We start from the raw sequence: 20,471 nt of genomic DNA, 5'->3' as shown, positions 1-20,471 counted from the left end.
AATGAATTCTCCTTTAGTCAGTACACAATGGCTCAGCGAACACCTTAATGACACTGATTTAGTTGTAATCGATGCCAGTATGCAAGTGGTTTTAGGTAAGGAACCGCTGGTTTATGAGCAGCTTTTTGTTATTCCCGGCGCTAAGGATTGCCAATTAGAGAAGCAGTTTTTTGACCATAATGCCTTACAAGCTAATAGTATGCCGACTACTGAGCAATTTACTCAAGCTGCGCAAGCTTTAGGGATTGATCAGCAAAGCACTGTGGTGATTTATGATAACCAAGGTATTTATGCTTCTCCAAGGGTGTGGTGGATGTTTAAATACATGGGCTTTGACAAGGTATTTGTATTAGATGGTGGCTTGCCTCAATGGTTAGCGGAATCACGACCAACCGTTTCAAGTTTTGCAATTGCAAGTCAACCAGGCAATATTCAAGGGGGGATTGAACCTCAGAAAGTGTGCGATGCTCAATATGTACTGACTCAAATAGGCAGCGACACGACCGACATCATTGATGCCCGGGGGGCGGGTCGCTTTAATGGCAGCTTACCAGAGCCAAGAGAAGGTATGCGAAGCGGCTGTATACCGAGTTCATTTAACTTGCCATTTGCTAATGTGCTTGATGGTTTTAAAATGAAATCTGTGGAAGAGTTACAAGCTATATTTGCCCATGTACGCTCAAGTGATACCGGGGCGCAATCGGCTGCCGAACAACGAATTTTCAGTTGTGGCTCAGGTATTACCGCATGTATTTTAATTTTAGCCTCACATGTAGCAGGATACGAGCAAACCCTACTTTACGATGGTTCGTGGGCGGAATGGGGCGCTAACCCTGATTTACCTATTGCTTAGTGCTTAACGCCTAGTGCCTAGTACTAAGTAAAAATCGCACTTTAGGATAAAAAATTAACGGCAATATTCACTCAATTAGTCCGCTAGTTAATTGATTATTGATAGGCTAAGTTAATCAAATTGATGTCTACTAGGGGCAAACAGGCGTAGAATGCTTGCCCTCTATATTGATTATTACATTGGCTATTTCTATCAAATCTGTATCTCCAACAACTATTATTGAAGTTATATCTCCTGAAACTACCTTGTCTGAATCTGAGGTGAGCTGTGCTAATTGTCAGGCTTGCTGCTGTCGTTTAGAAGTAATCTTGATTAGTGATACCGGTGTGCCTAAAAAACATATCGCAGTTGATCAATGGGGCGGTGAAAAAATGCGACGCTTAGATGATGGATGGTGTTCTGCTTTAGACCGTGAAACCTTAATGTGCAGCATTTATGAACTTAGGCCATGGATTTGCCGTGAATTTGAAATGGGCTCTTACGAATGTCGATTGGAAAGAGCAGCTGAATTACCTGCCAGCGTTGAAGTAAAAAACAGCGACTTTTTTCAACATCACCGTTAACCATTGATGCTTATTTCATTATCGACTTAGCGCATTGGGCGGGTATTTTGAAACGCCAATGCGCCAATGCGCCAATGCGCCAATGCGCCAATGTCTCTATGTATCAGTTTCGCGGTGGGTTAGTGTCAATTGATTACAATAAATCTTTCATCCTGTGGTACAGCATTCCCGCGGCTAACATAGGGGAGCGCAGCATCGGCCCTCCTGGGAAGGTCATATGCTTAATTTTAGCAAACACATCAAAGCGCTCAGCTTGTGATGTAATCGCCTGTGCAATTAACCTTGCTGCCATATGAGTGGCGTTAACGCCATGTCCGGCATAGGCTTGGGCATAATAAATATTATCTGCATCTGGTAAACGGCCTATTTGTGGCATACGATTCGCGCCAATGCCCATCATGCCGCCCCACTGATAATCAATTTTTACCCCTTTAAGTTGAGGGAAAACTTTTTCAAGATTAGGGCGCAAAGCGGCTTCAATATTTTTGGGGTCTTTACCTGAATAAGTGCACAAACCACCAAATAGTAAGCGCCTATCAGCAGAAAGGTGGAAGTAGTCTAATGCAACCCGCATATCGGCAAAGGCCATATTCTGCGGAATAATAGCAGCACATTGTTGCTCCGTTAATGGTTCGGTTGCCAGCAAGTAAGTGCCTGTGGGTAACACCTTACCACCAAGATAAGGATTGAGCTTATTTCCTATATAACCGTTGGCACCAATCACTAAGTAGGAACAATTTACCCGCCCATTAGGGGTGATAACTTGCGGTTTTTCTCCTTTGATAATTTGCTCTGCTGGGCTGTACTCAAATATCTGTACGCCAAGGCTTATGGCGATTGCCGCTTCACCTAATACTAAATTTAATGGGTGTAAATGCCCGCTCCCCATATCAACTAACGCACCTTGATAGAAATCAGACCCGATGACTTCACCTAATTGTGATTTATCTAATAGCTTGATGTCTTTAGTGTAACCAAGGTCGAGTAAGTCTTGATATTCTTGGTGCAAATCGGTCATGTGTCTTGGTTTTACCGCCAGATCGCAATACCCCATTTGTAAGTCACAATCAATTTTGTGTTGTTTAATGCGTTCAATCACAATATCAACCGCTTCAAAACCCATTTGCTGGATAGCTTTGACACCTTCATCACCTATGACGTTACTAAATTGGGTGGCGTCGTGACCAATACCGCGAATAAGTTCACCACCATTTCGACCAGAAGCGCCCCAGCCAACGCGTTTAGCTTCCAGTACAGCCACACTAAAACCTCGCTGGCTTAATTCAATAGCCGTATTAATGCCAGTAAAACCGCCACCGACAATGCATACATCAACGGTTAATTCTCCATCAAGCTTAGGGTGTTCTACGCATTGTTTAGCTGTTGCCACATAAAACGAATCGGGATGTTGTTGGCTGTGTACGGGTGACTTAACTGGCATGGTGACTCCGAACATAATGGTCTGTTTGTCAATGACGGACCAAATGCTATAAAAAATATCGATAATAAGTGTGCATTTTATTTAACACTCATTTAGTATAAAATACAATTCGTTTGATAAAGGATTTAGCTTTGTTTTAATATCGTTAACATTAACGGATGTTAAATTTTTTGTTTTATAAGAGCGTCACTTTTATTCTTAGTCATTGTTAGGAGAAGCAATTTGGACATTGGTGCAAGCCTTAAAGCTGTTCGCAAGTTGAAAGGATTATCGCAGCGAGAGTTAGCAAAGCGAGCAGGGGTAACTAATAGTACAATTTCGATGATTGAAAAAAACAGTGTTAGCCCATCTGTTAGTTCATTGAAGAAAGTGTTGGCGGGTATTCCAATGTCATTAGTTGAATTTTTTTCGATGGATGATGGCGCGATTGGTGAGCAAAAAGTGGTTTATCGTGCTAATGAGTTACTGGATATTGGTACGGGCGATTTGGTGTATAAACTGATTGGCCGAGATTACCCCAATAGGGGTATGTCGATTATGAGCGAAACCTACCCGCCGGGCACAGATACTGGCGAGGAAATGTTGCAACATAAAGGTGAAGAAGGCGCCGTTATTGTTGAAGGTAAGATAGAGTTAACCGTTGGCGAAGATGTCTTTGTGCTTGAGAAAGGTGATAGTTATTATTTTAATAGCGAACTCCCACATCGTTTTCGCAACCCATTCGAACAACCATGTCATTTAGTTAGCGCGACTACTTCTGCTGATTTTTAATTAAAACCAGAGAGCCAAATTTATCAGAGTTTGGCTTATCCTTTTGAGCTTACTACTTCTGCTGTTCATTCCTTTGTACCCCTTCCATTGTTGTTTTATGTAAATAATATTGGCCGAAATTCACTATTCTGGTGCAGGTTAACGCCAAAATAGGGCAGGTGTTTTCGGTTTGAAATTTTAATCTGAATAAAGTTAAAAGCTGAAATTACAAATGAAGCATGTGTTAAATCATTGTTGTATTGATGTATTTTATTTTTTAGATTAAAAGTTAACACTATCCATCATTCATCTATTGCTTAGTAAAATAAATCCGTGTAGTGTGTGAAAAAATGAACACAAACAAGAATAATACTCTTCATTCAAGTTTTTCTAGAAGGTGAGATATGTCCAAGTCAGGTCTTCCTCTAATCGGGGTCGTGGCGTGTAATCAACAATTAGGTCTTCATCCATTTAATATTGTTGGTGAAAAATACTTATTAAGCGTGGTAAATGGTGCTAAAGGCTTTCCTATTATTTTGCCTTCTCTTGGAAGGGATTTTCCAACAGCAGATATTTTAGCCCGGTTAGATGGCATTTTATTTACCGGCTCACCTTCAAATGTCGAACCACATCACTATCAAGGCCCCGCTAGTGCTGAAGGCACACACCATGATCCTAAACGTGACGCGACAACCTTACCCTTAATAAAAGCCGCCATTGATGCTGGTATTCCTATATTAGGCATTTGTCGTGGCTTTCAAGAAATGAACGTGGTTTTTGGCGGGAGTTTGCACCAGAAACTACACGAAGTTGGTCATTATATTGAACATAGAGAAGATAAAACGGCGTCTTTAGATGTGCAATATGGGCTATCGCACAAAATTTCGATTGTATCAGGTGGATTACTACACGATGCATGGGGCTGTGACACTGCAGAGGTTAACTCTGTTCATACTCAAGGAGTTGATCGCCTTGGGCAAGGGTTACAGCCAGAAGCATATGCACCAGATGGATTAATCGAAGCGTTTTCAGTTGCAAACGCAAAAAATTTCGCATTAGGCGTTCAATGGCATCCAGAGTGGAAGGTTCAAGATAACGCGTTCTATACCTCAATATTTAACGCATTTGGCCAAGCCTGTCGTTTATATGCAGCACAGCAAGAGAGATAAAAATGGATAAGTTAATTGATTTTTTAAAAGAAAATAAAATTACTGAAGTGGAATGTGTCATAACCGATATGACAGGGATCGCCCGCGGTAAAATTGCGCCAGTAGACAAGTTTATAGATGAAAAAGGCATGCGTCTTCCTGAAAGCGTGTTGCTGCAAACCGTGACAGGCGATTATATCGATGATGAAATTTTCTATTCATTACTCGATCATGCCGATATCGACTTTGTTTGTGTGCCTGATGAAAATGCCGTATTTATGCTTCCTTGGACTGTTGAGGCTACCGCGCAAGTTATTCATGATTGCTATGACCGTATGGGAAATCCTATTGAGTTGTCGCCACGAAATGTGCTTAAAAAAGTGCTGAAGCTTTATGAAGATAAAGGTTGGGAACCGGTAATTGCGCCAGAAATGGAGTTTTATTTAACTCAGCGTAGTGACGATCATGATTTACCGTTAAAGCCTCCCGTTGGTCGTTCTGGTCGTCCAGAAGCAGGTCGTCAGTCCTTCTCAATTGATGCTGCTAACGAGTACGATCCGCTATTTGAGGATATGTATGATTGGTGTGAGCAGCAAGGTTTAGATATTGATACCTTGATCCATGAAGATGGCCCTGCGCAAATGGAAATCAACTTCAGCCACGGTAATCCTTTAGCATTGGCTGACCAAGTTTTTGTGTTTAAACGCACCTTAAGAGAAGCCGCGTTAAAGCATAACGTTTGTGCCACCTTTATGGCGAAGCCGGTGACAGATGAACCTGGCAGTGCTATGCATATTCACCAAAGCGTGATTGATAAAAAGACCGGTAAAAACATTTTTACCACTGAAGATGGTACGCAAAGTCAGTTATTTTTAAATTATATTGCAGGGTTACAAACTTATATTCCTGAGTTACTGCCCTTAATGGCGCCAAATGCGAACTCTTTCCGTCGTTTCTTACCGGGGACTTCAGCGCCGGTCAATTTAGAATGGGGTGTAGAAAACCGCACCTGTGGATTACGCATTCCTGAATCATCTCCGCAAAATCGTCGTATTGAGAACCGTATTCCAGGGGCTGATGCCAATTGCTATTTGGCCATTGCAGCCAGCTTATTATGTGGCTTTATTGGTATGGAGAAAAATTTACGTCCTTCAACACCTGTTACTGGGCGTTCAAATGAAAGTCGCACCAATAACGAACACTATTTACCTGTCACATTAGAGGAAGCCTTGGTCGCAATGCAAGAAAGCGAAGCTTGTGTTGAATACTTAGGTCAATCATTCACGACAGGATTTGTGGCGGTAAAACAGGCTGAGCTAGAAAACTTCCGCCGAGTGGTCAGTTCTTGGGAACGCGAGTTCTTACTATTATCGGTCTAATTTTTGCTTAATTATTTTAGTTAACCTTGGCGAGTTATTTTATCGCCAAGGAATAAGGAAGATTATATGGCGACGCTTTCGACATTGCAGCAAGCTGATATACAGCATTTTATTCACCCTTTCACTGACTCTAAAACCTTAGGCGAAAAAGGTACTCGCATTATTGAGCGCGCTGAAGGTGTTTATCTTTGGGATATTGAAGGGCGTAAATTGTTAGATGGCATGGCGGGGTTGTGGTGTGTCAATGTCGGTTATGGTCGTCAGTCTATTGTTGATGCAGTTAGTAAGCAAATGCAGCAACTTCCTTATTATAATAGCTTTTTTCAATGTACTCATCCGCCAGCGATAGAACTAGCCAAGACAATTGCTGAGTTGGCGCCCGCGCATATGAATTGTGTGTTTTTTACCGGCTCTGGCTCAGAGTCTAACGACACCAATTTACGTATGGTGCGCCGATATTGGGATTTAAAAGGCCAGCCGACTAAAAAGACCATCATTAGCAGAGACAACGCTTATCATGGTTCAACCGTTGCTGGTGCCAGCTTGGGTGGGATGTCTGGTATGCACAAACAAGGTGATTTACCTATCCCCGGAATAGTGCATATTGCTCAGCCATATTGGTATGGAGAAGGCGGTGATTTAACACCAGAGGCTTTTGGCCTACAGGCGGCACAAGCTCTTGAAGCAAAAATCCTTGAGCTTGGTGAAGAGAACGTAGCGGCTTTTATTGCTGAGCCATTTCAAGGTGCAGGTGGCGTGATTATTCCACCATCAACTTATTGGCCTGAGATAAAACGTATTTTAGCTAAGTATGATGTGTTGCTGATCCTTGATGAAGTGATCAGTGGTTTTGGCCGAACTGGGTGTTGGTTTGCTGCGGAATATTTTGATTTAAAACCGGATTTAATCTCTATCGCGAAGGGCATGACCTCTGGTTATGTGCCCATGGGCGGGGTGATCATTGCGGATCGGATTGCTGAGGTGATTAAAAATCAATGTGGCGAGTTTACCCATGGTTACACTTATTCTGGTCACCCAGTGGCAGCTGCCGCAGCATTAGAAAACATTCGCATTATTGTGCAAGAAAAGTTAGTGGAAAAAGTCGCGACTGAAACCGCGCCTTATTTTCAAAGCCGCTTACAGCAACTTGCAGAGCACCCGCTTGTAGGTGAAGTCAGAGGCATTGGTTTAGTGGCGGCCATTGAACTAGTTAAAGATAAATCATTACGACAACGCTTTAATAGTGACATTGGTGTAGGTACTTGGTGTCGTGATTTATGTATCGAGCATGGTTTAGTGATGCGTTCAGTCGGCGATACTATGATTATTTCGCCGCCGTTAACTATAAGTCTCGCGCAAGTTGATGAACTAATTGAAAAAGCGATTAAGGCGTTAAATGATACTTACGCCAAATGCATGGTATATAAATAATCAGAATATCGATTCGCTGTTATCAGCATCATTGATGTGGTTTAGTGAATTTTTATGGCTAAATAGTGATTTTTTAGCCAAACAGTTAAGTTAGTATCTAGTAATCAAAAGGGTTTTTGATAGAATCCAAATTTATAGCAATCTAGCAGTTTGCTGTGATCAAACCGATGCGTTTATAAGTTGTAGCATTGGATAGTTTCCTTTAAATAAGGAAATGATAATAACGCTATTAATAGCGAAAAACTGTCAGCCAGAACTGACCATTATCCAAGTAAGGGAGAACATATGAAGCTACTCAATAAACTTTCTACCATTGCGCTGATGTCAGCGACCGTCTTTGCTAGCACCACACTGCATGCTGAAGAAGTGGTAAAAATGTATAACTGGTCGGATTATATCGCTGAAGATACACTCGCAAATTTCGAAAAAGAAACTGGCATTCGTGTTATCTATGACGTATTTGACAGTAACGAAGTGCTAGAAGCAAAGTTACTTTCTGGCCGCAGCGGTTACGATATTGTTGTGCCATCAAATCACTTTTTAGCCAAACAAATCAAAGCGGGTGCATTTCAAAAGTTAGATCGAAGCAAGTTAACTAATTTTGCTAATTTAAAGCCTGATTTAATGAAGCAGCTACAAACTGCAGACCCTGAAAACGAACACGCTGTGCCTTATTTATGGGGTACCAATGGTATTGGTTACAACATTGATAAAGTCAAAGAAGTGTTAGGTGAAGATGCGCCATTTGATTCACTAGAGCTTATTTTTAACCCTAAATATGCAGAGAAAATTGCCTCTTGTGGTTTATCTATGTTGGATTCAGCCGACGATATGTTGCCACAAGCATTAATCTATTTAGGTTTAGACCCTAACAGTAAAAATACAGCCGATTATGAGAAGGCCGCTGAAGTATTAGAAAAGGTTCGTCCTCACATTACTTATTTCCATTCATCTCGCTATATTTCTGATCTAGCTAATGGCGATATTTGTGTGGCATTTGGTTACTCTGGTGACGTTTTCCAAGCCGCGGCGCGTGCTGACGAAGCGGGTAATGGGATAAAAATTGGTTACTCAATTCCAAAAGAAGGCGCTAACCTTTGGTTTGACATGTTGGCTATTCCTCAAGATGCAACAAACGTTGAAAATGCCCATAAGTTTATTAACTACTTATTACGTCCTGAGGTGATTGCACCTATCACTAACTATGTTGCTTACGCCAATCCAAACGTACCTGCACAAAAATTAGTTGATGAAGCAATCCTTAATGATCCAGCAATTTATCCATCACAAGAAGTGATTGATAACTTGTACATTGGTGATATTCGTCCAATGAAAATCCAACGCGTGGTTACCCGTGCTTGGACCAAAGTAAAATCTGGTCAATAGGTTTTACATACCTGGGCGAGATGTTTCGCCCAGTTTTTATATTTTTTACAATTTTCAATTAACTAATTAGCTACTTATTTTGCGAGTAAGGTGGTTAGCGCAAGTCAATTTTTTGTGCGACACCTATTCCAAAAAGGCGGAGCAGTCATATGGTAAACACCTCTAGCGTCACCAATAAACCAACCACAAAGACGCAAGATGAAGTACTGGTCAAAATTGATCGTGTAAGTAAGTTATTTGACGACGTGCGCGCAGTCGATAACGTGTCTCTTACTATCAATCGTGGCGAAATTTTTGCCTTATTAGGTGGTTCTGGTTCGGGTAAATCAACCTTATTACGCATGTTAGCCGGATTTGAAAAACCATCAGAAGGACGTATTTTTCTTGATGGGGTCGATATTACCGACATGCCTCCATACGAACGTCCAATTAATATGATGTTCCAGTCGTATGCGTTATTTCCACATATGACGGTTGCTCAAAATATCGCTTTTGGCCTAAAGCAAGACAAGATGCCAAAAGATGAAATTAACAAACGCGTTGAAGAAATGCTCAAACTTGTGCATATGGAAAAATATGGCAAGCGTAAACCGCATCAACTTTCAGGCGGCCAACGTCAACGTGTTGCGTTAGCTCGCTCCTTGGCTAAACGTCCTAAGTTATTGTTACTGGATGAGCCCATGGGCGCATTAGACAAAAAGCTGCGAACTCAAATGCAGTTAGAAGTGGTGGACATTTTAGAAGCCGTAGGCGTGACCTGCGTGATGGTTACCCATGACCAAGAAGAAGCCATGACCATGGCTGGCCGAATTTCAATTATGAATGAAGGGTGGATTGTACAAACAGGCAGCCCAATGGACATTTATGAGTCGCCAAATAGTCGCATGGTGGCAGAGTTTATTGGTACGGTGAATTTATTTGAAGGTGATATCATTGAAGATGAAGTGGATCACGCTGTTATTCAATCCCCCACGCTAAAGCAGCCTTTTTATATTGGTCACGGTATTTCTACCAGTTTAGAAAACAAACGTGTGTTTTTAGCTGTTCGTCCTGAAAAAACCATCATTACCCGTGAAAAACCAGAAGGTGAATATAACTGGGCTCACGGGATTGTGCATGATATTGCTTATCTAGGTGGCATATCGGTTTACTACATTAAGTTGGATAACAATCAAATTGTTCAATGCTCGATGACTAACCGTGAGCGCCGTGCTGATCATGCCACTTGGGAAGACGAAGTGTATATCAGTTGGGAAGATTCTAGCGGGGTAGTATTAAACTCATGAAGAAACCACTGAAACTATTTAAAGGACGCTATCTCACCATAGGTATGCCCTATGTGTGGTTGTTGATGTTCTTTGCGCTTCCGTTCGCCATAGTCTTAAAGATAAGCTTTTCTACTGCAGCGATTGCGATACCGCCCTACGAGCCAACATTCAGTTATGTTGATGAGGCACTAAGTATCTTTTTGAATTTAGGTAACTATTTATTGTTACTGCAAGATTCAATGTACTACATGTCTTATTTGACATCGCTAAAAATGGCTCTGATAGCCACTTTAGGTTGCTTAATTCTTGGGTTCCCCATGGCTTATGCCATTGCCAGAGCACCCGCTAGAACTCAAGCTGTCTTACTTTTACTTGTAATGCTCCCCTCGTGGACATCATTTCTGATCCGTGTTTATGCCTGGATGGGGATTTTAAGTAATACAGGCTTAATTAATAATACCTTGATGTGGTTAGGCGTAATATCTGAACCTATTCAAATGCTCAATACTAACTTCGCTGTGTATATCGGTATTATTTATGCTTATTTACCGTTTATGATTTTGCCGCTTTACGCCACTTTAGTGAAATTAGATTTTAGTTTGGTTGAAGCTGCATCCGATCTTGGCTCTAGAAGTATCAATACTTTCTGGAAAATTACTTTCCCTTTATCAATGAGTGGCGTTGTTGCCGGTTCAATGTTGGTCTTTATTCCAGCCGTGGGTGAGTTTGTTATTCCTGAACTGTTAGGTGGCCCAGACTCACTGATGATTGGTAAAGTCTTGTGGCAAGAGTTCTTTAACAATCGTGATTGGCCAGTGGCCTCATCGCTTGCGGTTGTCATGTTAGCCTTGTTAATTGTGCCTATTACCTTGTTCCATCGTTATCAGTCCCGTCATATGGAGAAAGAGATATGAAGAAGTTAAGTTTCTCTAATGTGATGCTGTGGTTTGGCTTGCTATTTTTGTATGCGCCAATGCTAATTTTGGTTATCTATTCATTTAACGAATCGAAATTAGTTACAGTGTGGGGTGGATTTTCACCTAAATGGTACGGTGAGTTATTTAGAGACCAACAAATACTTGACGCAGTTTGGACGAGTTTACGCATCGCGTTTTACAGTGCGACCATGGCGGTGATTATTGGCACCATGGCCGCCTTTGTGATGACTCGTTTTCGTCGCTCGTGGGCTAAGTTAACTTTATCAAACATGATCACTGCGCCTTTGGTTATGCCAGAAGTGATTACCGGTTTGTCACTACTGTTGCTGTTTGTACAAATGGCAGAAACCTTTGGTTGGCCTGCTGAGCGAGGCATGTTAACCGTGTGGATTGCCCATTCTACTTTCTGTTCAGCATATGTGGCCGTTGTAGTGTCATCAAGGTTGCGTGAGCTTGATTTATCCATTGAAGAAGCAGCAATGGATTTAGGTGCAACACCCTTAAAAACCTTCTTTTTGATTACCGTACCTATGATATCGCCAGCGTTAATGGCTGGTTGGTTGTTATCATTTAGTTTGTCGTTAGATGACTTAGTGATTGCTAGCTTTGCCTCAGGTCCTGGATCCACAACGCTACCTATGGTGGTGTTCTCTTCGGTTCGCTTAGGGGTTTCGCCTAAGATTAATGCGTTGGCAACCATTATTATTTTGGTGGTTTCGTTGGTTGCATTCTTGTCTTGGTACTTTGTGCGCCGTTCAGAGAAAAAAGCCAAAGCGGCCATGGAAGCTCACTAAACAAAAAGCTGACTGTTTTTGATACTGACATACCCCGCAATGATAAAACACTGCGGGGTATTTTTTTAGTCAAACATCTGTGTTGCATTTGTGTTTAATATAATAGACAAAGTGTAAAAAATTTTAATGAAAATGCTAGTGTTTAAAATCGCTTGCGTGTACGATAAATCAGTTGTTTTAAGCTTTGAACATTAAGGAAGTGCTATGCCCGCAACATCTCATACTAGTTCGTATTATGCCGCTTCAGCCAATGATAAGGTTGAACGCCCACGTTTAGAATCTTCAATTGAAACAGATGTTTGTATTATAGGCGCGGGTTATACCGGACTATCTGCTGGATTACATTTATTAGAAAGTGGCATGAAAGTTGTCGTGCTTGAAGCTGCCAGAATTGGCTGGGGCGCATCGGGTCGAAATGGTGGTCAAATCGTTAATTCGTTTAGTCGTGATATCGACACAATTGAAAAAGTCGTTGGCAAAGACCAAGCTAAACTTTTTGGTCAAATGGCATTTGAAGGCGGGCGAATTATTCGTGAGCGTATTGCCAAATATAATATTGATTGTGACTTAAAAAATGGCGGTGTATTTGCCGCAATGAACAAAAAACAAATGGGTCATTTACACAGCCAAAAAGCCTTATGGGAAGCCCATGGACACAATGAGCAATTAGAGATTCTCGACCAAGATGCCATTCGAAAAGTGGTTGATACCGACCTCTATGTTGGTGGCTTGCTCGATAAAAGCGGTGGTCATATCCATCCACTCAATTTGGCACTAGGCGAAGCGCGGGCGATTGAGACCCTTGGCGGTTTGATTTTTGAAGACTCAGCGGTAGTGAAAGTTGACGATGGTGAAACTCCCGTGGTTCATACAGCTCATGGACAAGTGAAATGTAAATTTGTCGTTGTTGCGGGGAACGCTTATTTAGGAAAGCTGTTACCTGAGCTTCAAGCTAAATCCATGCCGTGTGGCACCCAAGTGATCACCACCGAACCGCTATCAGATGAGATGGCCGCCAGTATTTTGCCGCAAGATTATTGTGTTGAAGATTGTAATTATTTACTCGATTACTACCGATTATCCGGTGACAAGCGGCTTATTTTTGGTGGCGGCGTAGTTTATGGCGCACGGGATCCTGCTAACGTCAAAGCGTTAATTGAGCCCAAATTGTTACAAACTTTCCCACAATTAAAAGGGATCAAAATTGACTATGCTTGGACAGGAAACTTTTTAATGACCCTGTCACGCTTACCGCAAGTTGGCCGTATTGGGCATAATATTTATTATTCTCAAGGTTGCAGTGGTCATGGTGTTACTTATACCCACTTAGCGGGTAAATTAATTGCTGAAATGCTGAATGGCCAAGCGACTCGATTTGATGCTTTTGCTGCTTTACCGCATTACCCATTTCCGGGTGGCCATGCTCTGCGCGTGCCATTTAGTGCATTAGGGGCGTGGTATTACACCATGCGAGACAAATTAGGTATTTAATAACATAGGTTAGGGAGAGCATTGTGGTTTTAAATGATCCGAGTTTATTGCACGAGCAATGTTATATCGATGGTAAATGGCTTAGCGCCAACAGTGGTGAAGCGGTTGCCATTGCCAACCCTGCTACACAAGAAATATTAGGTCATGTACCTGTTATGGGCGCAGCAGAAACCCAAGCTGCTATTGACGCGGCTAACAAGGCGTTACCAGCATGGCGCGCGTTAACTGCAAAAGAGCGCAGTGTAAAACTTCGTCGTTGGTTTGAGTTACTACACGAAAATGCTGATGATTTAGCATTAATGATGACCTCTGAGCAAGGGAAACCATTAGCAGAGGCAAAAGGTGAAGTTGTTTATGCGGCTTCTTTTATTGAATGGTTCGCAGAAGAAGCTAAACGAGTTTATGGTGATACCATTCCAGGTCATCAAGGTGATAAGCGGATCACTGTGATTAAGCAGCCTGTTGGTGTTACCGCTGCTATTACGCCTTGGAATTTTCCGGCTGCCATGATCACCCGCAAAGCTGCACCGGCACTCGCTGCTGGATGCACCATGGTTGTGAAACCTGCGCCGCAAACACCTTTTACAGCACTGGCGTTGGCTGAGCTTGCTCATCGTGCTGGTATTCCTGATGGGGTCTTTAGCGTGATAACAGGTGATGCGGTTGCCATTGGTAATACCCTTTGTGAAAGCCCTATTGTGCGTAAATTATCTTTTACCGGCTCAACCAATGTGGGTATTAAGTTGATGGCACAATGCGCGCCAACACTGAAGAAGTTGTCATTAGAGTTAGGTGGTAATGCGCCATTTATTGTGTTTGATGATGCCGATTTAGACGCTGCTGTTGATGGGGCGATGATTGCTAAATACCGCAATGCCGGCCAAACCTGTGTTTGTGCTAACCGAATTTACGTGCAAGCAGGAGTCTATGATGCCTTTGTCAATAAGTTTTCTGCGGCGGTTGCTAAATTAACTGTCGGTAACGGTGCAAACGATGGCATTACTATTGGGCCATTAATTAATGCTGATGCGGTCGCTAAAGTGCAAAGTCACTTAAATGATGCTGTTGCAAAAGGCGCCAATATTGTTGTTGGTGGTAAGCCGCATCAATTAGGTGGTTTTTTCTTTGAACCCACCATTTTGCGTGATGTGGATAAAACCATGCGAGTTGCCCGTGAAGAAACCTTTGGTCCACTGGCACCTGTATTTAAGTTTGAAAATATTGATGATGTGATCAAACAAGCTAATGATACTGAGTTTGGCTTAGCTGCCTATTTTTATGGCCGAGACATTTCATTGGTTTATAAAGTTGCTGAAGCATTGGAATATGGCATGGTAGGCGTGAATACTGGTTTAATTTCAACTGAAGTTGCGCCATTTGGTGGCATTAAATCTTCAGGTCTTGGGCGTGAAGGTTCAAAATTTGGCATCGAGGAATACCTCGAAATGAAATACATCTGCATGTCGGTTTAGTCCGCATTAAAGGAGTCGTTGGCAATGAGTAAAACAAATGAAGGACTAATGGCACGTCGTCAATCGGCAGTTGCACAAGGGGTAGGGCAAATTCATCCTATTTTTACTGAGCGTGCAGAAAACTCGACCGTTTGGGATGTTGAAGGTCGTGAATATATCGATTTTGCAGGTGGTATTGCAGTGCTTAACACCGGACATTTACACCCTAAAGTAAAAGCGGCTGTTGCTGCCCAGTTAGAAGCATTTTCGCATACATGCTTCATGGTGTTAGGGTATGAAAGCTACATTCAAGTCTGCGAAAAATTGAATCAATTAGTTCCCGGTGACTTTGCTAAAAAAACCGCTTTGTTTACCAGTGGTTCTGAAGCGGTTGAAAATGCTGTTAAAGTAGCTCGCGCCTATACTAAACGAGCGGGCGTTATAGCGTTTACCTCTGGATATCATGGCCGGACGATGGCGGCTTTAGCCTTAACGGGTAAAGTGGCTCCATATAGCAAAGGCATGGGCTTAATGGCGGCGAATGTATTTCGCGCCGAGTTTCCTTGTGAACTACATGGCGTGTCTGAAGATGATGCTATGGCATCAATTGAGCGTATCTTTAAAAACGATGCAGAGCCAAGTGATATCGCTGCAATTATTTTAGAACCAGTACAAGGTGAAGGTGGCTTCTATGCGGCAACCCCTAGCTTTATGAAACGCTTACGTGCTTTATGTGACGAGCATGGCATTGTATTAATTGCGGATGAAGTGCAAACCGGAGCTGGTCGTACCGGTACCTTTTTTGCCATGGAACAAATGGGTGTTGCAGCAGACATTACAACGTTTGCAAAATCGATTGCAGGCGGGTTCCCCTTATCAGGGATTACAGGCAAAGCAGAGGTTATGGATGCCATTACAGCGGGTGGATTAGGCGGTACCTATGGAGGTAGCCCGCTTGCATGCGCAGCTGCACTTGCCGTTATTGAGGTGTTTGAAGAAGAGCAGCTTCTGACTAGAGCAAATGAAGTTGGTGCTAAGCTAAAAACAGCATTAACCCAAATGCAGGCGAAGTTTTCCCAAATCGCCGAAGTGCGTGGCTTAGGTGCGATGATTGCCATTGAGTTAATTGAAAACGGTAAACCCGCTGCACAGTATTGCCCTAAAATACTTGCCGAAGCTCGAGATCGTGGTTTAATTCTGCTGTCATGTGGCACTTATGGCAACGTCATTCGAGTCTTGGTTCCGCTTACGGCACCCGATGAGCAGATAGAAGCTGGGTTAGCCATCATGGAGCAATCCTTTGCGGCGGCTTTTAACGCTTAAGCGAATAAATCCCACTTAATGTGGGATTTTTTTCAGTTTAAATCTTAATATCCAAAATGTTAACTACACTTATTGAATAATAAAAAAGTTGGAGTGTTATGAATGAAAACCTTATCGATCCGCTCGAAGTTACTGTGGATAACAACAGCATTGTTTGTTGCTACCGTGGTGACTTTGTCATTAAGTCTTTGGTGGAGCCTTACGGATAAGAATGCGCAATTAGCAACTGAAATAGAAACCGCACTAAAACAAGAGATAAACGACAAACTATCGGCAAGGGCGGGCGAATATGGTGAGCAGGTTGCAGGTTTTATCAATGAGGCCTATCGGATCCCATTTTCATTTGCGGGAATGATTGAAAACACCTCGGCAACAGAGCCATTAAGTCGAGAAAAAGTCGAGCTCACACTTGCTTCCGTATTGCAAAAAAACAGTCAAATATCCTCTATGTATGCTCAGTTTGAAGCCAATGGTTATGATGGTTTAGATGCGCAATACACACAAGGTGCTACTCACAGTGTGGTGAACTCGGGGACCCTTGAAATTTATTACACGCGTGAAGATAACGGCACGGTTACCCAACAGCAAGTCGATGAAGCAGATGAAAAATACGTCGCTACTCTCAATGAGTTTGGGATCCGTGAAGCTGAGTGGTACTTGTGTGCCAAAGACAATAAAAAACCGTGTTTAATGGAGCCTTATTTATACGAAATTACTCCAGGTAATAATGCCTTAATGACATCTTTAACTGTACCTGTACTAGTCAATAATCAATTTAAGGGCATAGTGGGCGTTGATGTTAACTTACCTATTTTTCAAAAAATGATTAAGCAATTATCAGATAGCCTTTATCAAGGTCAAGCCAAAGTCACCTTAGTGAGCTCAAAAGGGTTAGTTGTGGCAGCTAGCCATTACAATAAGTTAGCGCGGCCGTTATCTGAATCCATGTCGCCTGCTTTGGCAACGAAATTGCTGCAGTTAAACAAAAGCGGCGGCAATGTTGATGAGCAAGATTACATTAATGTTGTTTATCCCATCGCAATACCATTATCTGGCAGTAATTGGTCATTGATTATTGAAGTCCCGAAATTACAAGCTTTCATGGCTGTCGATAACATGAACCGCGCAATGACGGCAATGGCCATGTCTTTAGGTAGTTTACTACTGATTTTAGGAATTGTTGTCACTGTGATTGCGGTTATTATTATTGGCTTAGTTATTCGCAGCATTGTTGCGCCACTTAATATGATCCAAAGCCGAGTAGAAAATCTAGCTAGTGCAGAAGGCGATTTAACTCAGTCGATTGAAGTTGAGGCCCATGCAGAGTTAATTGCGCTAGGACGAGGTTTTAACTCGTTTATTGCCAAGCTAAGATTGTTAATTTCTGAGCTAAAAGAGTTAGCTGATAGCTCACAAAAAGAAAGCCAGAAGTCAGCCGATATTGCGCGATTAACTCGCGACAGTGTTAATCGCCAATACAGTGAAATTGATAATGTGGTTACGGCGGTAAATCAAATGAGCGCAACGGCACTTGAAGTCGCCAAAGCATCAGAGCAAACGGCAGCAGAAACCGCTTCAATGACGGTTAATGTTAAAGATGGCGAGTCACGCTTAACTCAGGCAATGGCATTAGTTAAAACCGTGTCAACAGAGTCTGAACAAGCACAGCATGCCGTTGGTTTGGTGCAACAAAGCAGTTCCAATATTAGCCGTATTTTAGAAGTGATTAGCTCAATAGCAGAGCAAACTAATTTGTTAGCACTCAATGCCGCCATTGAGGCAGCAAGAGCCGGTGAACAAGGTCGTGGCTTTGCTGTTGTCGCCGATGAAGTGCGCGCGCTTGCCTCTAAAACGCAAAGTTCCACCAATGACATCAGTAAGTTAATTGATGCACTACAAAGTGAAGTAAAAAATGCGTCAAGCATTATTGATAAAGGTGCCCAAGGTGCTGTGATGGCAGTTGAGCAAACGGAGCTTGCTTTGAACTCGTTAAATGCCATTGTTGAGCAAATTAACGAGGTATCAAGTCAAGTAACGCATATTGCCACTGCCGCAGAAGAGCAAAGTGCAGTCACAGAAGAGGTTAGCCGTAACATTACCGGTATTTCTGATTCCGCTGCTGAGTTGGCACAATTATCAGATGAGGCTGAGCAAAGCAGTGCTAGTCTGGCAGAGTTAGTCCGTTTACAGCATAAACAACTTGGTCGTTTAAGAACCTAACAGGCTGCTGTTAAGCTTGTGAATATGGTAAAGTTAGTTATCTTAAAACTCGCTTTTGAATAAAGAGCGAGTTTTTTATTTTATAGGTTGCTGCATGTCCGAGTTTATTGCTCCCCCTTGTTTAGGGCAGATAGAAGTGCTTTATCAAGATGAAGATATTTTACTGATCAACAAACCGTCGGGTTTATTGAGTTTGTCTGGCAAAAATCCGCTTAATATTGATTCAGTGCATCATAGATTAGTTAACATGTTTCCCAGTGCAACCTTGTTGCATCGATTAGATTTTGGTACCTCGGGCATTATGTTGGTGGCATTAAACAAGCAAGCTAATGGCATACTCACTAAACAATTTCAGCAGGGGATGATTGATAAAACATATACTGCCATCTTGTTTGGTGATCTTGATGATAATCAAGGTGATATTGATTTACCCATTGCCAAAGATATTGATAATTTTCCCTACATGAAAATTTGTCATCAAACAGGCAAAGCGGCTCATAGTCAGTTTACCGTGATTGAAAGGCGAGTTGCTGAACACCGTTTTTCTTCTGCCACAACCCGAGTGAGTTTTGTGCCGTTAACAGGCCGAACCCACCAACTGCGCTTGCACAGCCAGCAAATCGGTCATCCGATTTTAGGGTGTGACTTGTATACCAATTCTAAATCTCAGCAAATGGCATCAAGATTACTGCTACATGCCACAAGGTTAAGCTTTACTCATCCAATAACGAATAGTCGACAACATATTGATTGTCCTTGCCCTTTTTAGTTTATTTCGCTAAAACAGAGTAAGACGTAATCAAACTTTGATTAATTAGCGGTGTGAATGATGACTATTTCTATGCTCGACATTTTTGCTTTTGTAACATTTATTGGATGTTGGGTTGGCTATACTAGCTTTTCACGCCGAAAAGCAAGAAATACAGATTGTATTTCTAAGGTTATGCATCAACAACGTATCCACTGGATGTCGCAAGTGATTGGTAAGGAGGTAAGAGTTGCTGAAGCGTCATTGTTAGCAAATTTAGAACGTAATATTGCCTTTTTTGCTTCAACAACCCTACTGGTACTTGCGGGTGTATTGACGTTATTCGCGCAGGTTGAAAAGCTTGAGCTGGTTATTGGCTCGATTCCCTATACAGCCTCGCCAAATCATGGATTAGTCCAAATTAAGTTAGCTTTACTTGCTGGTATTTTTGTATTGGCATTTTTTCAATTTACTTGGTCAATGCGCCAGTATGGTTTTGTCAATGTGATGATAGGCGCCGCGCCGTTAGATAAAAGTGGTAAAGATAAAAACTTACTCGCTTATGCTAGACAAATGGCGATAGTGCAAGATCAAGCCGCTCACTCATACAATTATGGTTTGCGCTCATACTATTTTTCGATGGCGGCATTGTGCTGGTTTTTGCATCCATCGGCATTTATTTTGGCCAGTTTATTTGTGGTATATACCCTATATCAGCGAGAGTTTAACTCGCGGGCGGTACAAGCCATTACATTAGCGCAAACACATTTAGAAAAAGATCCCAATTATATAAATCTCGATAAACTTTAAGTTTAGCCTTATGGTGGCTAATGGGATTTTTATGGCATTAAAAGGTCATCACCTTTGTTACAGAGGGGCCGGATCATATTTTATTAACATAAGGGAATTTTTTCGTATCAGCCTGATCCGATCGGGCATGTTATTCCAATGAGCTTTATCCATGTCCTTATTTGAACACTTAAACTCATCGAAGATCTTGCTATCAAATCATCCTTGATTGTTCTGTGCAAATTACCATTACAACGCCAAAGCAACCAGAAATGAAAAAGGCGTAGCAAGTACTAACTTGCTACGCCTTATCAGAATTGGTGGCCCTCACGGACTTGAACCGTGGACCTAACGATTATGAGTCGTGTGCTCTAACCAACTGAGCTAAGGGGCCGACTTAAGATAGTCGTCACTATCGAAAGCGGGTGAAAGTATACGAACTTTATTGGTGCTTGTCACCCGTGTTTTTGCATCAATTAACTTATCTTGATTCAATTG

The 20,471-nt window shown here is 42.1% G+C and carries 17 protein-coding genes and 1 tRNA gene; 16 read left to right on the top strand and 2 right to left on the bottom strand.

Going from position 1 to position 20,471, the window contains the following annotated elements; all coding sequences use genetic code 11:
- The first annotated feature begins 1 nt into the window (after position 1).
- Both HBH39_RS13065 and HBH39_RS13060 read left to right on the top strand, forming a co-directional pair.
- Complete coding sequence (locus HBH39_RS13065; protein WP_167678960.1) at positions 2-853, top strand: sulfurtransferase; 852 nt, start codon at positions 2-4, stop codon at positions 851-853.
- Between the two features lie 215 nt (positions 854-1,068).
- Entirely contained in the window at positions 1,069-1,416 is a 348-nt protein-coding gene (locus HBH39_RS13060) for a YkgJ family cysteine cluster protein (protein ID WP_432280158.1), read from the top strand.
- A 133-nt stretch (positions 1,417-1,549) separates the two neighbouring features.
- On the opposite strand, the gene HBH39_RS13055 is transcribed toward HBH39_RS13060, so the two are convergent.
- Positions 1,550-2,857: an NAD(P)/FAD-dependent oxidoreductase gene (locus tag HBH39_RS13055; RefSeq protein ID WP_167678958.1), complete on the bottom strand. Its 1,308-nt coding sequence runs from the start codon at positions 2,855-2,857 to the stop codon at positions 1,550-1,552.
- A gap of 222 nt (positions 2,858-3,079) precedes the next feature.
- On the opposite strand from HBH39_RS13055, the gene HBH39_RS13050 reads away from it, so the two are divergent.
- The 14 genes from HBH39_RS13050 to HBH39_RS12985 all read left to right on the top strand — a co-directional run bounded on the left by HBH39_RS13050 (position 3,080) and on the right by HBH39_RS12985 (position 19,994).
- Positions 3,080-3,628 carry a cupin domain-containing protein gene (locus HBH39_RS13050; protein ID WP_167678956.1) on the top strand — a complete coding sequence of 183 codons (549 nt, stop codon included), beginning with the start codon at positions 3,080-3,082 and terminating at the stop codon, positions 3,626-3,628.
- A 383-nt stretch (positions 3,629-4,011) separates the two neighbouring features.
- Complete coding sequence (locus HBH39_RS13045) at positions 4,012-4,776, top strand: gamma-glutamyl-gamma-aminobutyrate hydrolase family protein (protein ID WP_167678954.1); 765 nt, start codon at positions 4,012-4,014, stop codon at positions 4,774-4,776.
- 2 nt (positions 4,777-4,778) lie between these two features.
- Complete coding sequence (locus HBH39_RS13040) at positions 4,779-6,134, top strand: glutamine synthetase family protein (RefSeq protein ID WP_167678952.1); 1,356 nt, start codon at positions 4,779-4,781, stop codon at positions 6,132-6,134.
- A 66-nt stretch (positions 6,135-6,200) separates the two neighbouring features.
- On the top strand, positions 6,201-7,565 hold the full coding sequence (locus tag HBH39_RS13035; protein ID WP_167678950.1) for an aspartate aminotransferase family protein: 1,365 nt from the start codon (positions 6,201-6,203) through the stop codon (positions 7,563-7,565).
- Positions 7,566-7,850: 285 nt separating this feature from the next.
- Complete coding sequence (locus HBH39_RS13030; RefSeq protein ID WP_167678948.1) at positions 7,851-8,951, top strand: polyamine ABC transporter substrate-binding protein; 1,101 nt, start codon at positions 7,851-7,853, stop codon at positions 8,949-8,951.
- A 149-nt stretch (positions 8,952-9,100) separates the two neighbouring features.
- The gene (gene potA, locus HBH39_RS13025) at positions 9,101-10,237 is read left to right on the top strand and encodes a polyamine ABC transporter ATP-binding protein (RefSeq protein WP_167678946.1); all 1,137 of its coding nucleotides are present in this window, start codon (positions 9,101-9,103) and stop codon (positions 10,235-10,237) included.
- Entirely contained in the window at positions 10,234-11,133 is a 900-nt protein-coding gene (locus tag HBH39_RS13020) for an ABC transporter permease subunit (RefSeq protein ID WP_167678944.1), read from the top strand. The genes potA and HBH39_RS13020 overlap by 4 nt, the downstream gene beginning before the upstream one ends.
- The gene (locus tag HBH39_RS13015) at positions 11,130-11,951 is read left to right on the top strand and encodes an ABC transporter permease subunit (protein ID WP_167678942.1); all 822 of its coding nucleotides are present in this window, start codon (positions 11,130-11,132) and stop codon (positions 11,949-11,951) included. Before HBH39_RS13020 ends, HBH39_RS13015 begins: the two co-directional genes overlap by 4 nt.
- Before the next feature lie 204 nt (positions 11,952-12,155).
- Positions 12,156-13,442 carry an NAD(P)/FAD-dependent oxidoreductase gene (locus tag HBH39_RS13010; RefSeq protein WP_167678940.1) on the top strand — a complete coding sequence of 429 codons (1,287 nt, stop codon included), beginning with the start codon at positions 12,156-12,158 and terminating at the stop codon, positions 13,440-13,442.
- Between the two features lie 23 nt (positions 13,443-13,465).
- A complete protein-coding gene (gene gabD, locus HBH39_RS13005) occupies positions 13,466-14,914 on the top strand; it encodes an NADP-dependent succinate-semialdehyde dehydrogenase (RefSeq protein ID WP_167678938.1) in 1,449 nt (482 codons plus the stop codon).
- Positions 14,915-14,938: 24 nt separating this feature from the next.
- Positions 14,939-16,216: a 4-aminobutyrate--2-oxoglutarate transaminase gene (gene gabT / locus HBH39_RS13000; RefSeq protein WP_167678936.1), complete on the top strand. Its 1,278-nt coding sequence runs from the start codon at positions 14,939-14,941 to the stop codon at positions 16,214-16,216.
- Positions 16,217-16,318: 102 nt separating this feature from the next.
- On the top strand, positions 16,319-18,436 hold the full coding sequence (locus tag HBH39_RS12995) for a methyl-accepting chemotaxis protein (protein WP_167678934.1): 2,118 nt from the start codon (positions 16,319-16,321) through the stop codon (positions 18,434-18,436).
- A 94-nt stretch (positions 18,437-18,530) separates the two neighbouring features.
- Positions 18,531-19,205, top strand: a complete 675-nt coding sequence (locus tag HBH39_RS12990) for an RluA family pseudouridine synthase (RefSeq protein WP_167678932.1) — start codon at positions 18,531-18,533, stop codon at positions 19,203-19,205.
- Between the two features lie 60 nt (positions 19,206-19,265).
- Positions 19,266-19,994: a DUF599 domain-containing protein gene (locus HBH39_RS12985; RefSeq protein WP_167680080.1), complete on the top strand. Its 729-nt coding sequence runs from the start codon at positions 19,266-19,268 to the stop codon at positions 19,992-19,994.
- Between the two features lie 297 nt (positions 19,995-20,291).
- Here the strand turns inward: HBH39_RS12985 and HBH39_RS12980 are convergent.
- A tRNA-Ile gene (locus HBH39_RS12980) sits at positions 20,292-20,367 on the bottom strand.
- Positions 20,368-20,471 lie beyond the last annotated feature (104 nt).

It is taken from the genome of Shewanella aestuarii (assembly GCF_011765625.1).
In the GTDB taxonomy this organism is placed as follows: domain Bacteria; phylum Pseudomonadota; class Gammaproteobacteria; order Enterobacterales; family Shewanellaceae; genus Shewanella; species Shewanella aestuarii_A.
Note: the sequence above shows the minus strand (reverse complement) of the source record. Positions and strands in the feature narration are given on the sequence as shown.

What these genes read in the sequence shown, in the direction of transcription:
- HBH39_RS13065 (WP_167678960.1), top strand. Translation starts at nt 2, where the DNA reads ATGAATTCTCCTTTAGTCAGTACACAATGGCTCAGCGAACACCTTAAT.
- HBH39_RS13055 (WP_167678958.1), bottom strand. Translation starts at nt 2,857, where the DNA reads ATGCCAGTTAAGTCACCCGTACACAGCCAACAACATCCCGATTCGTTT.
- HBH39_RS13045 (WP_167678954.1), top strand. Translation starts at nt 4,012, where the DNA reads ATGTCCAAGTCAGGTCTTCCTCTAATCGGGGTCGTGGCGTGTAATCAA.
- HBH39_RS13040 (WP_167678952.1), top strand. Translation starts at nt 4,779, where the DNA reads ATGGATAAGTTAATTGATTTTTTAAAAGAAAATAAAATTACTGAAGTG.
- HBH39_RS13035 (WP_167678950.1), top strand. Translation starts at nt 6,201, where the DNA reads ATGGCGACGCTTTCGACATTGCAGCAAGCTGATATACAGCATTTTATT.
- HBH39_RS13030 (WP_167678948.1), top strand. Translation starts at nt 7,851, where the DNA reads ATGAAGCTACTCAATAAACTTTCTACCATTGCGCTGATGTCAGCGACC.
- potA (WP_167678946.1), top strand. Translation starts at nt 9,101, where the DNA reads ATGGTAAACACCTCTAGCGTCACCAATAAACCAACCACAAAGACGCAA.
- HBH39_RS13020 (WP_167678944.1), top strand. Translation starts at nt 10,234, where the DNA reads ATGAAGAAACCACTGAAACTATTTAAAGGACGCTATCTCACCATAGGT.
- HBH39_RS13015 (WP_167678942.1), top strand. Translation starts at nt 11,130, where the DNA reads ATGAAGAAGTTAAGTTTCTCTAATGTGATGCTGTGGTTTGGCTTGCTA.
- HBH39_RS13010 (WP_167678940.1), top strand. Translation starts at nt 12,156, where the DNA reads ATGCCCGCAACATCTCATACTAGTTCGTATTATGCCGCTTCAGCCAAT.
- gabT (WP_167678936.1), top strand. Translation starts at nt 14,939, where the DNA reads ATGAGTAAAACAAATGAAGGACTAATGGCACGTCGTCAATCGGCAGTT.
- HBH39_RS12995 (WP_167678934.1), top strand. Translation starts at nt 16,319, where the DNA reads ATGAAAACCTTATCGATCCGCTCGAAGTTACTGTGGATAACAACAGCA.
- HBH39_RS12990 (WP_167678932.1), top strand. Translation starts at nt 18,531, where the DNA reads ATGTCCGAGTTTATTGCTCCCCCTTGTTTAGGGCAGATAGAAGTGCTT.
- HBH39_RS12985 (WP_167680080.1), top strand. Translation starts at nt 19,266, where the DNA reads ATGACTATTTCTATGCTCGACATTTTTGCTTTTGTAACATTTATTGGA.